General features: G+C 53.0%; 10 protein-coding genes and 1 pseudogene. 4 read left to right on the forward strand and 7 right to left on the reverse strand.

The window, feature by feature from the left end:
* Nucleotides 1–707: 707 nt before the first annotated feature.
* The 4 genes from TU74_RS19990 to TU74_RS24260 all read left to right on the forward strand — a co-directional run bounded on the left by TU74_RS19990 (nucleotide 708) and on the right by TU74_RS24260 (nucleotide 6,565).
* Nucleotides 708–2,588, forward strand: a complete 1,881-nt coding sequence (locus TU74_RS19990; protein ID WP_048377440.1) for a coiled-coil domain-containing protein — start codon at nucleotides 708–710, stop codon at nucleotides 2,586–2,588.
* A 246-nt stretch (nucleotides 2,589–2,834) separates the two neighbouring features.
* Nucleotides 2,835–3,755, forward strand: a complete 921-nt coding sequence (locus TU74_RS19995) for a replication initiation protein (protein ID WP_048377441.1) — start codon at nucleotides 2,835–2,837, stop codon at nucleotides 3,753–3,755.
* Nucleotides 3,756–4,699: 944 nt separating this feature from the next.
* Nucleotides 4,700–5,083, forward strand: a complete 384-nt coding sequence (locus tag TU74_RS20000) for a hypothetical protein (RefSeq protein WP_048377442.1) — start codon at nucleotides 4,700–4,702, stop codon at nucleotides 5,081–5,083.
* An 831-nt stretch (nucleotides 5,084–5,914) separates the two neighbouring features.
* Nucleotides 5,915–6,565 (forward strand): hypothetical protein, encoded by a 651-nt coding sequence (locus TU74_RS24260; protein WP_157315198.1) that lies wholly within the window; start codon nucleotides 5,915–5,917, stop codon nucleotides 6,563–6,565.
* Between the two features lie 138 nt (nucleotides 6,566–6,703).
* On the opposite strand, the pseudogene TU74_RS20005 reads toward TU74_RS24260, so the two are convergent.
* From TU74_RS20005 to TU74_RS20035, 7 genes and pseudogenes are all read right to left on the reverse strand, one after another.
* Nucleotides 6,704–7,399 (reverse strand): annotated as a pseudogene (locus tag TU74_RS20005) (STN domain-containing protein); the annotation flags it as partial.
* Nucleotides 7,400–7,545: 146 nt separating this feature from the next.
* Nucleotides 7,546–8,484: a FecR family protein gene (locus tag TU74_RS20010; protein WP_048377458.1), complete on the reverse strand. Its 939-nt coding sequence runs from the start codon at nucleotides 8,482–8,484 to the stop codon at nucleotides 7,546–7,548.
* 71 nt (nucleotides 8,485–8,555) lie between these two features.
* Nucleotides 8,556–9,050: a sigma-70 family RNA polymerase sigma factor gene (locus TU74_RS20015; protein WP_048377459.1), complete on the reverse strand. Its 495-nt coding sequence runs from the start codon at nucleotides 9,048–9,050 to the stop codon at nucleotides 8,556–8,558.
* Between the two features lie 67 nt (nucleotides 9,051–9,117).
* The gene (locus TU74_RS20020; protein WP_048377444.1) at nucleotides 9,118–10,437 is read right to left on the reverse strand and encodes an MFS transporter; all 1,320 of its coding nucleotides are present in this window, start codon (nucleotides 10,435–10,437) and stop codon (nucleotides 9,118–9,120) included.
* A 95-nt stretch (nucleotides 10,438–10,532) separates the two neighbouring features.
* Nucleotides 10,533–11,981: an efflux transporter outer membrane subunit gene (locus tag TU74_RS20025; protein WP_048377445.1), complete on the reverse strand. Its 1,449-nt coding sequence runs from the start codon at nucleotides 11,979–11,981 to the stop codon at nucleotides 10,533–10,535.
* On the reverse strand, nucleotides 11,978–13,042 hold the full coding sequence (locus tag TU74_RS20030; RefSeq protein WP_047275708.1) for an HlyD family secretion protein: 1,065 nt from the start codon (nucleotides 13,040–13,042) through the stop codon (nucleotides 11,978–11,980). The genes TU74_RS20025 and TU74_RS20030 overlap by 4 nt, the downstream gene beginning before the upstream one ends.
* Nucleotides 13,043–13,061: 19 nt before the next feature.
* Entirely contained in the window at nucleotides 13,062–14,591 is a 1,530-nt protein-coding gene (locus tag TU74_RS20035) for an MFS transporter (RefSeq protein WP_048377446.1), read from the reverse strand.
* Nucleotides 14,592–14,672 lie beyond the last annotated feature (81 nt).

Raw genomic sequence — 14,672 nt, forward strand, 5'->3', positions numbered from 1 at the left:
GCTTTTCGGTCACTTGCTTGACCGCCTGGATTTTGAATTCTTCGGGATAACGCTGGTTGCTCATGGCACCTCCTAATGGGCCTCATTTTAAGGCTTGGAGGTGTCTACGAAACTAGGGGCGATTCAACATTCGTATAAAAGGTGAAAAAGACTTTAATCTTTATACCCATCAATTTTTCAAACAAAAAGCTCCACTAACGCCATTTGGAATACCAGACCTCTCCCACATCATAAAATAAACGTAAGCCCCTCTAATAAACCAAAAATTGGAGGGGTTACACATTAATACACCAAGGCGTTACACGTTAAAATCCAGAGCAAAAACAAAAGGTATCATGCTTTAAATTACCAGAATAGCTTTTTACTTTCTCCAAAAGAGGATTTTTAAAAAAACCTTTCGCATAATGCACTCCCCTGCATACGCCTCATATATACGCACGCACCCACACACGTCTTTAGTTTTCTATATATAGATATCATACAAACCAGATAACTATAATATAGATTACTATACCGCACGCACACACCCAACCAACACCCCCATACAAAACCACCTACACCATCATGCTTGATATACATTTTTTATGTGGTTCAATATATATATGGTTCAATTTTCAAAAGAAGCCATTTAGAGCATACCTGCTATGTTAACCATCCCACTTTTGCTACGCAAAAGATGTTACGGTTAACACAGGTGCCTAGTCGGCATGACAGAAGCAAAAGCCAAGAGCAAAGACCAACCCACTACTGAGGATAAAATGAATGACACCAATCTGCAGACAATCACACTGACTAAAAGAGATCGAAACTACTCCAACCTGAAGGGGTTGGACAGTTCGTTGAGGCACTCGCTTAGACTGGACCAAAACGAGTATGACGACTTTGAATTCAACCCCAATCCAGACCACCCAAATGTCGCCATTGTAGGTGGTATTGAACAGATATTAACAAGAGAATTGGCAGAGCAATTACTGGCTGACTTCAACGACCAACTACAAACCAAACTCAAAGCAACAGAAGCGACTGACGAGATAGCAGCAGAAAAAGAAAAGCTCCGAAAACTAAAATCGAAGCTGGTCAAATTCATCAACGCAACCGAACCGACTGAGATAAAAGAATACGTCACATCGGTAATAGAAGGAGAAAGGCCGCTGGTAGTCGGAGACTACGCCGCCCTACTCAACCAGCACAAAATCAGCCGTATATCCCAACGTATCGACCTTTTAGAGAACTACACCACCAAGAAGCGAGAGATCGAACAAAACGCACCAGATCGAGCCGTATCAAGGACGGTCAATAGGGTTAAAGAAATCATCCTTGTAATCCCTGAACCTAATAAACTGGCAATAACTAAGGCTTACACAGACCTTTTGCAGAAAGCCATGCATCAGTTTTATCAAAAAAATTTCCCGAACAACAAGATGCTTTTCTCATTCAGTCATCTGGACGAAACAACAAACCACGTTCATGCGTTTCTTGACCTTCAAAATGAGAAGACGGGGAAATATGATTTTTCCGCTCAAGAATTTGAATTCGCATCACAATACTACGCGAGGAATAAAGCTCACCTTGAAAAAATATCTGAGCCGCCAACACTAGAAGACTTCAAACTGCCCAACCGTAGCGAAGAAAAGCAAAACCATAGATTTATCCGAGAACGCGAATCATGGAAGTCAAAAGTAATGCAGGCGGCCTTTTACGAACACTTTAACGGATTAGCCGCTGCATATGGCTTGCAAGCCAAATTCCTACCTAAAACAAAGGAAAACACCGAATATTTAAGCCCTATTGAAAAGGAAGCCAAAAAACCGAAAAGTGAGCGAAGCCACAACTATTACACCAGACAGCTAGAAAAGCTGCAGCAAGAACTAACCAGTAAGGAGGTCAAACTTATCGAGCAAAGGGCTACTGTCGTCACACTTAACACCACGATAAAAGACCTACAAGGAACGGCTAGCAACTACAAAGCAACCATACAGAGCTTAGAAATACAGGCCAGCGAGCAGAGAAAAGAAAATGCCGAGCTAGATAGTCAAAAGCAGAAATTAGACGACGAAATAACGGTAAAAACCACAAAGACTGCAGAGCTGTCATCTAATTTCAAAACCATGAAATCCAGAATGACAAAAGAATTGAAGGAACTACGCAAGAAAATTAAAGAGGACACCAGCAGAAAAACCATCTTGGAAAAAGCAATCAAGGCATACGAGGAAGAGCTTGAGCCTTTGATGAAACGTTTTGATATTTTGGTGGATCGACTACTTGAAGCCCGTAGGCTCGACGAGAACCCAGAGCAATACTATAAGAGATTAAGAGAAAACACGTATGAAATGGCTAGTCGCTTGGGCAAAGAGAAACGAAAGGACTATCTATTCAACGTTGCCGAACAACTCAAAGAACAAGGCTTGGACGATACGCAAGCCGCATTAGGATTTACCGACAAAGTAAAACTTTGGGCATCTGACACATTCACCAGCAAGCAAATAGTAGAATTTGAAAAGGAAGAAGCGGAGCAGGCGAAGCAAGCAAGAAAAAGAAGGCTTCTAAAACCTAAGCCCCCAAGCCCATTTCAAGACCCTTATCAATAACAAAACCCATTCAATAAAAACCCCGCAGCAATACGGGCTTTTTAGTATTCAAGTTTGACAAAGCTCGAAAGTGTGGCAACTTGAAAGGAGCAGAAAAAGAAAACCACCTTGGGGAAGGTGGCGAATGATACTACAATAAAATTTTAAAAACTCCAATCAACACAACCATTTAATCATCATAAAAATTATTGTCAAGTCATCTCCCAAGGTTTTCTTTTTCTAAATAACTATTAGAAGAGGATAACAATGGGATGCGTAAAACTATTTGAGGACTACTTACCAAAGAGACCTTATCACACAGACGATTTAGTCAGTGGCTTAAAAATCAATAAAAAAGAAAAAGCAAAACTTGCACGACTTGTTCAGCCCAATGGGCCTACGCATAGATATTGGATGGTGTTTGACTTAGACCGAACCGATGCCGGTATGCACTGGGACAACGTAGGGGCACCAACTCCGAACCTAATAGCTCGAAATCCAGCCAATGGGCACGCTCACCTACTCTACCTGCTACAAACCCCTGTCCGAACGGCTATGGACGGCAAAACCGCCCCTTTACGCTACGCTGCGGCTATCGAGGCAGGATTGCGTAACCGTTTAGGAGCAGACAGAGGCTATTCCGGGTTGATCTGTAAGAACCCGATCAATTCCCACTGGATAGTGACCCAATGGCAGGCCGATCCATACACATTGGACGACTTGGCCGACTACATCGACCTAACCCCGGAAAAGGCCAAACAGAAGCCCGTAGAGGATTACGGCTTGGGTCGCAACTGTATGCTTTTCGATGAGTTAAGGGCGTGGGCATACAAAGCCATCCGCCAAGGCTGGCCCGACTACAACCAATGGCTAAACGCTTGCCTAGACCGTGCCACAGGCTACAACGTCAATTTCTCCACACCCTTGGACACATCCGAGGTTAAACATACGGCAAAGAGCGTAGCCAAATGGACGCATAGAAACTTTAACCGTGGAACCTTTGATGATTATGTCGCCAGAACCCACACAAGCAGAATACAGGCCATAAGAGGTAAGAAAGGCGGTACTGCAAAAGGCAAAACTAAAAGAGAGCAAGGGATTATTTTACTTGAAGCAGGGACGTCTATTCAGCAAGTCATGAAGAAATTAAATGTAAGCCGTAGAACCGTGTTCTACTGGAAGCAATGAACATAGCATTATAATTAGTGCAAATAGCCTATATCAGATAATAGCACCCGGTGAGGGTGTTTCTTCTCCCTCCCCGCCCACCCCTTCCCTTTCCTCCCCGTATCCCCCACATATACATACACCGCACCACCGATAGCGATATAACACACGGAGTTGGTCAAAATCGGCCTTCTTCCACTCCTTTGATACAACGACACCAAGCCACACCACTCCACTCCTAAAATAGCCAAATGCGTTACACCTCGCAGCATTATGGTTAGTGTAAAAAGTCTATATCAAAAACAGTCCAAAACAGCGTTAACCACTCAACCCAATACTTCCATAGGTTCGGAGATATATCCCCTAACCTATATGTATGTATACATACATATCAAATTTCTCTCCTGATGAAAATTTCGCACTTTTCAAAATTCATAAAAATTCATCAAAATGGGTGAATATCACTCACTGGGCTGATGAGCCTAAATATCCCGAAAGCGATTAGGGGCAGTAACCAAAAATCGACTTTTTCAAAAAGTTATTTTCTTGAAAAAACTGTCGTGAAATTTAACGTTTTTATCGAATTTTTTAGATATTTAATTTTTCATAACCATTGAATTATGGCTTACTTACAGCAAAATACCTTGTCAATAGCAAAATGAAAATAAATATAACATCCAACCTTAATCATCAAATAGGGTTCAACCCTACTTAAATCACTTAGTTGACTTTTGCCACGAAGCAGATCAAAAAATGACACTGCCAAAACTCAAAAATCGCTCTCAAATGAATTTCACACAAAAAGGTGGGGTATCGGTCACGTTAGAAATTTAAAAATCAGAATATCCAATTTCCTACAACGTATATCCCCGAAGTAATGTTATAGGTTCGGAGATATATCCCCTAAGCATTGACATATCAAAACCCTATGGTATTGGTATTATAACAACATAGGAGCTCTAATTATGAACAGGATGGAATATGCAGGAAAAATAGGCGGTATGGTTGGTGGATTTAAAAGACGTGAGCGTCAAAAATTTTTAATTATGTTCGTAAAAATAATAGAAATGGATGAGCTTCATGAGATACGAATGACCTCAAGCCTCGCTAAAAAGCTAATAGCAGCATTTTCAGGCTGCAAATCAATATCCAATGATGTTCTAATCAAGGAGTTTGCAAGAAGCGGGAACAGTGTAAAACAACAAAACCTTGATATGATTATCCATTCCTTAGTAGCACGATGGCAAGACCTTTATGAAGAACAGTGGAAAGAAGCAAAAATAAAAATAGACATTGAAGCCGACGAATACAAGCAATCCATTATCGAAAAGCTGGACATTAAACTATAAATACATGTAAAGCCCCACTTTACATACTTATACCCGTGAAGCTATTTTTCGCTTTGCGGATATACACATTCCTACACCGTAGGAATTTACAACCACTATGTGTCCTGCCACGATACATACTTGTATCTTTAAACCAAATAATGACCTTCACGGACATATATCCTACTCCCATAGAGTAGAAAATACCGCCTATCTTTTCGTTGAGCTAAGCAGCCATAGGTTCAAGGATATACCTCCGAACCATTATCTATCACACCACACTACAACCACTCTTTTATTGTTTTTGTTTTAGGTTATATTAAATATAACAACATAAATAAAAATCATGACGAAAATTCTAAAAAAATCAAACGAGCTTTACACTTTTTGAAATGCTCCTTTCTCTATTTATCATAATGTCGCTGGCCATTGACTTCCTCATTAATCAACCATACCATTTGGAATTTTGTTATTAACACAACAACGTAAGGCACCATGAAATAGTCAAACAAAAAACACTGAGCAGATTTGCATTTTTTACATATTGAAACGGCCAACCTCGCAAGGATAATCAACGTCGATTTTCTACATTGCGATTTAAAGCCTAATAATGTAGAATATTAAGCGACTTCGACTTCGACTAAAAATCAAAACAGCTACTAAAATAAGGATATACTAATGCCCAGCACCCAGCACCCAGCACCCAGCACCCAGCACCCAGCACCCAGCACCCAGCACCCAGCACCATAAGGTAAAATATACTATAGGGGCAAAAATTTTCATATTATTTTTAATCTTGGCTCTAACAGCAAGCATCGCTGCTCTCTTACATGTAACTGTAGGATATTAAAAATGAGAGCAAATGAAAATTTAAATGAAGAAATCTCTCTTTTTGATGTCTATGCTTTTTTTATCCGACAAATCAAATTAATTTCAATTGTTTTCCTTATAGTCTTTGTAGTAGGTATTACATATTCGACAACGAGACCTACATTATACAAGAGCACTTCAAACGTAACTATCGGCAAAAGCGTAAGTCTAAACTCCAACACTGTAGCCCTGCTAGAACGCCCAGAAGAAATAGCCTATAAATATTCAAATAACGCTACTATAACCGCAATAAAAAATACCGATATAATTAATATTTCATCAACCAATGAAGACCGTGAACAATCCATAAAAAACGTAAAACTAACAGTAGAGGAAATAATTTCTAACCAAAAAAAAATATATCAAACACAAGAAAAAAACCTCATTAAATATATAGAGTTTTTGAAGATTACAGACACTGCGAATTCTAAATTATTGGACATTGTAGAAACCGCATCTAAATCCTCGACCACTCAGCCGTCCGAAATTATAACAACAGAACTTCCGTACTCAGGAAAAATCAAACAAAATTTATTACTTACTACTTTTGTTGCACTTTGCACAGCCTTAATATCTGGCGGACTTAGAGAGCTAAGCAGACGACAATATAGAAACAAACAATCAGCCAACTAAATCTTCCAAAAGCATAGAAAAATTATTTTTCTCGCCAAACAAGTGCAAAGCTCACACCTGTTTGGCGGCATCTAATGCTCACCAATGCCATCCCCCGCACCTTTGGCGACCTAGATCACAATTATTAGAAACCACTAGACCCTGCGAAATCGGCGCCATCGACAACTGCGGCTGGCCATAGGGCGCGAAGGCCGCCGGGATGCCGTCAATCAGCACCGTGGAGCGTGGCGACAGGCGCGAGGTCAGGCCGCGCCCCCCCACGTTCAGGGAAATATCACTGCCGCCGGTGCCGTTGGAATCCTGCACTTGAACGCCGGGGATGCCCTTGAGCACATCGCGCACATTCATTGCCCCTTGTTCGACCATCGCTTCGCGGCGCACCACGGTGCGGGCGCCCGGGTGGTTTTGCACCACCGCCTGATTGGCATCGCCCAGCCAGTCGCCCACCACTTTCACATCCAGCGGGGCCAGTTCAAGGGTGCCGCTGGCTGACGAGGCATGGCTGAACGGCGCTTCACCCAGGGTCACGGCATCACCGTCCAGGGCGTAACTCAAGCCGCTGCCTTGCAGCAGTTGCGCCAGCGCCTCTTGCGCAGACAGCTTGCCGTTCACCGCAGGCGCCTGTTTGCCCGCCACCATGTCCGGGTTGAAAAACACCTGCAAGGCGGTCTGTTGGGCCCATTGGCTCAACGCACTTGCCAGCGGCTGGGCCTGAATGTGAATGGCGCCGGATGTGTCCTCCCCGGCGGCTGCAACAGGCAGAGCAGCATTGACGGCCAGCGCCAGTGCCAAGGGCAGCCAGCGCGCCCAGCCACCACGAGGCGGGGTACTCAAAGCGCAGTTGAACGAAGAGAAGCGCCCACGAAGCTTGTTATTTTTCACGTCGAGTCTTGCCCTATTGATCGCATCTGAAGTGCGACTGTTAATGCAAACCAGTCTCAGTTGTTCAAGAAGACGAAGAACTCAAAAAAAACCTGAATTCAGCGGGCAATTATTTCCTGACTGCCGTCTTCGCGGGCGCGAATCGCCACCGGCAGGATCTTGGGCAATGCCCTGAGCAGTGCGTCGGTGTCATCCACCTTGAACACACTGGACACACGCAACTGCGCCAGCGCAGGGCTACTCACCTGCAACGGCTGTGCGCGATAGCGCGACACTTCGGCCGCCACTTCACCGAGGGTCGCGTTATCAAACACCAGTTGGCCTTTGCGCCAGGCCGTCAGTGCCTGAGCGTTCACAGCCTGCACCGCCGCGACGTGCCCCTGGGCACTTACCTGTGTGCCCTGACCGGCCGTCAGGTTGACCCGGGTCTGCGGGTCGACGCCCTGCACCTGCACATGGCCCGACTCAACGGCCACCCGCGCCTGCTCGCCATCGCGGCGGACATCAAAGCGGGTCCCGGTGACCGTGATCTGCCCCGGACCCGCCTGCACCACAAACGGTCGGGCGCTGTCATGGGCCACGCTGAACATGGCTTCGCCTTCGCTCAAGTCCACATGGCGTCGGTCAGCCTCGAAACTGACCTGCACCCGGCTGCGGCTGTTGAGTTCGAGGGTGGAGCCGTCGGGCAATGTCACTACGCGCCGTTCCCCCGGCGCAGTGGCAAAGGCCGCCTGATAAGACGATGAGGACAGTTGATACCCCCAAAAACCGGCCCCGGCCGCAAGCGCCATCAGGCTGGCCGCCAACCCATAACGCAACAGACCGCGCCGCCTGAGCGGCGCTGACGGGGTTGCGCACAGGGTCTGCAAGCGCGACGCAGGCAGTGTGTCGAGGGCCGACCACATGTTCAACAACCACTGGTACTCGGCTTCATGGCGTGGGTCTTGCCCGCGCCAGGCGGCCAGCTCGCGCTGCTGCCCGGCCGTCAGGCTGCCCGCTTGCGCCCGCGCAAACCACGTGGCGGCAGCCTCGCGCACGCAGGCATGGTCGCCCGCGCCCGGCGTCTCTGGGTCGGTGGTGGGACGATCACACTCGCCAGTTGAGCGGATCACGGAGCCTCCACGCGTTCACGCAAATGGCGCAGGGTGCGGATCATATATTTTTCCACCATGTTTTTGGTCAGCCCCAGCCGCTCGGCAATTTCGGCCTGGGTCAGCCCTTCGATCTTCTGCCACACAAACACCTTGCGGCAGTTGAGGGGCAACTCCTGCAAGGCCCTTTCGACCGACTCGGCCAACTGCAACGCACGCATGAACTGCTCCGGGTCGCCTGTCTCCGACGCGCTAGGGGCCATGGTTGCCCGTTCCTTGACGTCGCGGCGTTCTGCGCGGCGAAAGTCGTCGACCGCAATATTGCGGGCGGTCTGATGCAGATAGGCACGCGGCTGCTCGACCGTGGCCGAATCGGTTTCGAGCACGCGCACGAACGTGTCATGGGCCAGGTCCTGTGCCTGCTGACGATTGCGCAGGCGGCGAGTCCAGGTGCCAATCAACTCTTCGTAATGTTCAAAAAAGCCCGTTTTACGGGGCGGCTTATGGGTCATTGCCATGGGCTGCGAAGGCGGGGCGCGAATAGTAATGCTTCCCATTATGCCCAGCAATCATTACGTCCTAACGCTGCACGCTCGCCAGCAATCGCTGCTCCACCTGAAGGCCGCGTGCAAACCCGAACCCGCGTGCCGTGAGCAAACCGACCAGTCCCATGAGGGCGCAGAACGCCACGCAGACCCACGGGCTCCACGGCATCAGCGCAATCAGCAACAGGGGCGTGGTACTGGCCCACAGTGCGTAAGCGATGTTGTAGGTGAAGGAAATCCCCGACACCCGAATCGGTGCGGGAAACAACCCCACCATCACCGACGGCACCACCCCGACGATGCCGCAGGTCAGCCCGGCAAACGCATAGGCCAGGCCCGGCAAGGCCCACTGCCCCACCAGGCTGGCGTACAGCAAGCCAATGCCCAGCGGCAGCAACAGGCTGTACAGCACGATACTGCGCCACACACCGATGCGGTCCACGATCAACCCGGCCAGCACACAGCCCAGATTCAAGAACACGATCCCCAGACTGCTGAGCGCAAAGGTGTGACGGGCGTCCATGCCAAAGCGCTGCTGCATGACGGTCGGGGTAATCACCACAAACACCACCACCGCACTGGTCAGCACACACGTCAGCAATGCCGCTGGCAGCAAGGCACTTCGATGGTCGCGTAGCACCGTGCGCAGCGGGAACGGCGCCCTGCCCTCGTTGCGTTCGCGCAGCGCCAGAAACACCGGGGTTTCGCTCAGCCAGCGGCGCAACCACACGCCAATGACCCCGAATACCCCGCCCAGCAGGAACGGAAAACGCCACGCGTAATCAAGGATTTCGGCCGGGGTAAACACCTGCGCCAGCAACGTGGCGGTCAGGGCGCCCAGCAAATAGCCGAAGGTCAGCCCGGCCTGCAAGAAGCCCAGCGCATACCCGCGTCTACCTGCCGGGGCATGCTCGGCCACAAACACCCAGGCACTGGGCACTTCGCCCCCCACCGCTGCACCTTGCAGGATGCGCAGCGCCAACAGAATCAATGGCGCGAAATACCCGATGTCGGCATAGGTGGGCATGACCCCGATCAGCAGGCACGGCAGCGCCATCATCAAAATACTGAGGCTGAACACCCGTTTACGCCCCAAATGGTCGGCAAAGTGCGCCATCAGAATTCCGCCCAGCGGACGCGCCAGATAGCCGGTCACAAAAATGCCGAAACTTTGCAGCAGGCGCAGCCACTCGGGCATGTCCGGCGGGAAAAACAGCTGACTGAGGGTCAGGGCGAAAAACACAAAAATAATGAAATCGTAAATTTCCAGCGCCCCGCCCAAGGCCGCCAGGCCAAGGGTCCGGTAGTCGGACCGGGAAAATCGCACCGAAGGGGCTTGAGTATCAGCAGGCATAAATACGCTCAGTAGGAAGGGGGCACGCCTCAACAGACGCTGCGCTCAGGGGCGCGAGCATAGCAAATCCACACCCCGGTTCTTCAACCCCGACCTCAGCGCCGCGCCGGGGCCGATGCCTCCCAGCCACCGCCCAGCGAGGCATACACGTCCACCAGCGACAGCGACACCGCCGCGGTGCTGTCTACCCACGCCGCTTCGTTGGCCAACAACGCGTTTTGCACGGTCATCACGTTAAGGAAATCCACCGTGCCCTGTGCGTATTGCTGGTGCACGCTGTCCAGCGCTCGCTGGCTGTGCCGCACGGCCTGCTGCAGACTGTCGCGTCGCTGCTGGCTGGCCTGATACGCCACCAGCGCATCATCCACCTCATGCCAGGCGCGTAGCACGGTGTGCTGATACTGGACCGCCGCCTCTTGCTGACGCCCTTCCTGCAACTGCAACGCCCCCTGCAACCGCCCGCCTTCGAACACCGGCAGACTCAGGCCGGGCCCGAACGCAAAACTGCGCGAGCCCCAACTGCCCAGATCCGACAACTGCAGGGCTTGAAACCCGAGGTTGCCGGATAGCGTGATGCGCGGATAAAAATCGGCCCGGGCCACACCTATGGACGCCGTTGCGGCGTGCAAGTGCGCGTCCGCCCCGCGGATGTCCGGGCGACGTTGCGCCAGCTCGCTCGGCACACCAATGGGTACATCGCCCTGGTACGACGGCACTTGCCCAGGGGGTGCCAATTGCGCCTGCAAGGCACGCGGCGCCTTGCCCAGCAACAGGCTCAGGGCATTGATCAACTGCGCGCTGTTTTGCTGCAACGGCGCCAGGCGCGCTTGCATCTCGGCCACTTGCGAGGCGGCTTCAGACACTTCCAAATCCGTGGCGACGCCCTCCTGCACTTGCAGTTGGGTCAGCTCCAGCGTGCGTTGCGCAATCTTCAGGTTCTGCTCCACCACCGCCTGCGCCTGCTGGGTACCGCGCAACTGGATGTACTGCTGCGCCGTTTGCCGGATCACCAGCAATTGCACGCCGTGCCGGTCTTCCTTGGCCATGCGCACCGAGGCGTCGGCCGCCTCCACTGAACGTTTGACGCGCCCCCACAGGTCAGCTTCCCAACTGAACCCCAGGCCACTGTTCCACAGGTTGAACGCCTGTTTACCGCTGCGGCCCGACGGGTCGTTCAAGCCCCGCTGACTATTACGGCCGCGGCTGTACTCCAGCCCTGCGTCCACCGCTGGCAGTGAATCGGCCGCAATCTGGCGACGCAGGGCGCGGCTTTGCTCAAGCCGACTGGCGGCCCGTTGCAGGTCGAAATTACTGCGCAGCGCGTCACGCACCAACGCCGACAGGTGCGCATCACCAAAACGGTCCCACCAACGCGGGTCGACCTCCCCTTCAACGGCCCGGCTGTGCCCCGCTTCACCGGGCGTGAGCGCCCAATGGGCGGCCAGCGGCGTGGTTGGAGTCTGATAGTCCGGGCCCATCACGCAACCGGTCAGGTTCAAGGCGCAGTAACCGGCCACGGCGCAGGCCAATCCACCGAGCTTCATCGCGCACTCACCTGTTCGGCCGGGGTCGAGGCCGTGTCGATGGCCGCGTCCACCGACATGCCCAAGCGCAGTTGGCTGGCCAGCGGCTGATGGGGATCCAGGGCGATTTTCACCGGCACCCGTTGCACCACCTTGGTGAAGTTGCCCGTGGCGTTGTCCGGCGCGATGGCCGAAAACGTCACGCCCGTGGCCGGGGCAATACTCTCTACCGTGCCGAGCAGGGTTTCTCCGGGGAAGGTATCGACGTTGATGGTCACCCGCTGGCCAGGGCTCATGCGGGTCAATTGGTTTTCCAGAAAATTGGCCACCACATAGGCCTGCGCCAGCGGCACCACGGCCATGACCGTGTCGCCGGGCTTCACGTAGGCCCCAAGCCGCAGGCTGCGACGCCCGACCACCCCATCAAAGGGAGCCACCACGCGGGTGTGCGACAAGTCCAGTTCGGCGCGCGCCAACACGGCCTGGGCGTGTTGCACCGAAGCCTGGGCGGCGGTGTGTTCGGCCACCAGCACGCGGGTTTGCTGACGCGCCGCCTCCAGCGCGGCCTTGTGTTGCGCCAACAACGCCCGCGCCGTTTGCGAGCGATTTTTGGCCTGCTGCGAATTTTGCAGCGTCCCGGCGCCCTGCCCGGCCAGGTGTTCGTAGCGCTGCAACTCATGGGCCGCAAACTCCACCTGTGCCAGATCCGCGTCCACCGTGGCGTTGGCCTGCTCGATCAGCGACCGCTGACGCTCCATCATGGCCAGTGCATTGGCCTGTTGCGCCTGCGCTGTGGCCACGTTGGCCCGGGCTGCCTGAACCTCAGCTTGGTAGTCCTGCGGGTCGATGCGCGCCAGTAACTGGCCCGCCTTGACCGGCTGATTGTCCTGCACCAGCACCTCGTCAATAAACCCCGCCACTTTCGGCGCCACCAGCGTGAAGTCAGCACTCACGAAGGCATCATTGGTGCTTTGCACCCCGGTGGTGCCAAACACCAGCCGCCACAGGCCATACAGCACCACGACCGCCAGCAGTCCCAGCCCGGCCTTCAGCACAGGCGTGCGCGCACTTGTTGTACTCATTTCATGACTCCACACAGGTTCAGCGTGCGGCCCGTGGCGGGTAAATCCGCGTCGGGCCGAAAGGGATTAAAACGATCAGCAGCACGGCCAGACCGGCCATGCACAGGTAAAGGTCAGACGAGGTCAGCACCATCGCCTGCTGGTGCACGCGGTGCGCCAGATCGGCGCTGTCGCTGACCCACGGCGAATTGCCGAGCCGGTCCACCAGCATCATCGAGTGAAAGTGTTCGCGGTTGACGGTGAGCACCTGCAACAAACTGCCCGCCGCCATGGCCGCGAACCCTTTGACCGTGTTGAACCAGGCCGACGCAAACGGCCCGTCCGCCGGGTTCAGGCTGCCCGTGGCGAGCATCAACAGCGGGATCACCGCCATGGGCTGGGCAATGATTTGAATCGCTTGCAGCGCGTAGAAATTGTCGCGATTCCACACCGACGTCACCTGTGAACCCAGGCCGCAGGCCAGCGCCAACAAGGCCAGGCCGATGGCCAACACCCATCGGCAATCCACCCGACGCAGGTTGCACAGCGCGACCACCAATGGCAGCGCGATCAATTGCGGCACCGCCACCAGCAGCATCACCGGCGCGGTGTCCAACGGTCGGTAACCCTGGATCTGTGCCAGATACGCAGACGGAATCTTGATCACCGCCAGCAGCACGAACAGCACCCCGCCCAAGGTGATCAACGCATGCGCAAGGTTGCGGATCTTGAGCAACTGCAACTTGAAAAACGGCAGCGGGTGCGACCACTCATTGATGAAAAACAGCACCAGCAGTCCCAGCCCGCCGACGATGAACACCCGGATCATCGACGACTCAAACCAGTTCATCCGCTGACCCAGTTCCAGCCCCAGCACCAGCATGATCAACCCCGGTAGCCCCAACAGCAGGCCGCGCCAGTCAAATTGTTTGAAACGCTCAAGGCGCAGCGGGTCCTGCGGCAAGCCCCAGGCGACACAGGCCATGGCCAGCAGGCTCAACGGAATGATTTGCCAGAACGCCCATTGCCACCCGGCGTATTCCACCCACCAGGCCGACAGCGGCGTGCCAAAACTGGGGCCAAACGTGGCGGTCAGCGCGTAACTGCCCAATCCGTACAGGCGAATCCCCGGCGGCAAAAACCGCAGCGCCACCGACATCAGCATCGGCGGCAGAGCGCCCCCGGCGAAGCCTTGCAGGGTGCGCAACAGCATCAGCACCTCGACATTGGGGGCCAACGGGCAGAGGATGCCCAGCAGCAAAAAAGCACCGATCGCACACAGGCTGAAACGCCTCAGGGAAAACGTGGCCGCGCACCACGGCGCAAAGGCCATGGCGCTGATCGAGGTCGCGGAATAGACCGCCAGCAGCCAGGTGCTGTCGTCATAACTGATGCCCATCGCGCCGCGAATATCCGGCATCGCCACCTTGGTGACGTTTTCGTTGAAGCCCGACACCAGTACCGCCAACAGCACACCCACCAGCCCGGTGAAAATCCGCAGGCCAAACGCCGCGCTGATGGCCGGGGCCGCTGCCGGGGCGGTGGGCACACCGACGTTCAACGCCGTCACTGTCCAGCTCCCGCCGCGCACACCCGCGCACTGTTAACACCGCCGTACATGGCTGACTCCGTCACCTTTAAAGATGACGAA

This window comes from Pseudomonas lundensis, assembly GCF_001042985.1.
In the GTDB taxonomy this organism is placed as follows: domain Bacteria; phylum Pseudomonadota; class Gammaproteobacteria; order Pseudomonadales; family Pseudomonadaceae; genus Aquipseudomonas; species Aquipseudomonas lundensis.

Coding starts and splice junctions, on each gene's coding strand:
- TU74_RS24260 (WP_157315198.1), top strand. CDS start 5,915: ATGAGAGCAAATGAAAATTTAAATGAAGAAATCTCTCTTTTTGATGTC.
- TU74_RS20000 (WP_048377442.1), top strand. CDS start 4,700: ATGAACAGGATGGAATATGCAGGAAAAATAGGCGGTATGGTTGGTGGA.
- TU74_RS20025 (WP_048377445.1), bottom strand. CDS start 11,981: ATGAAGCTCGGTGGATTGGCCTGCGCCGTGGCCGGTTACTGCGCCTTG.
- TU74_RS20015 (WP_048377459.1), bottom strand. CDS start 9,050: ATGACCCATAAGCCGCCCCGTAAAACGGGCTTTTTTGAACATTACGAA.
- TU74_RS20030 (WP_047275708.1), bottom strand. CDS start 13,042: ATGAGTACAACAAGTGCGCGCACGCCTGTGCTGAAGGCCGGGCTGGGA.
- TU74_RS19995 (WP_048377441.1), top strand. CDS start 2,835: ATGGGATGCGTAAAACTATTTGAGGACTACTTACCAAAGAGACCTTAT.
- TU74_RS19990 (WP_048377440.1), top strand. CDS start 708: ATGACAGAAGCAAAAGCCAAGAGCAAAGACCAACCCACTACTGAGGAT.
- TU74_RS20020 (WP_048377444.1), bottom strand. CDS start 10,437: ATGCCTGCTGATACTCAAGCCCCTTCGGTGCGATTTTCCCGGTCCGAC.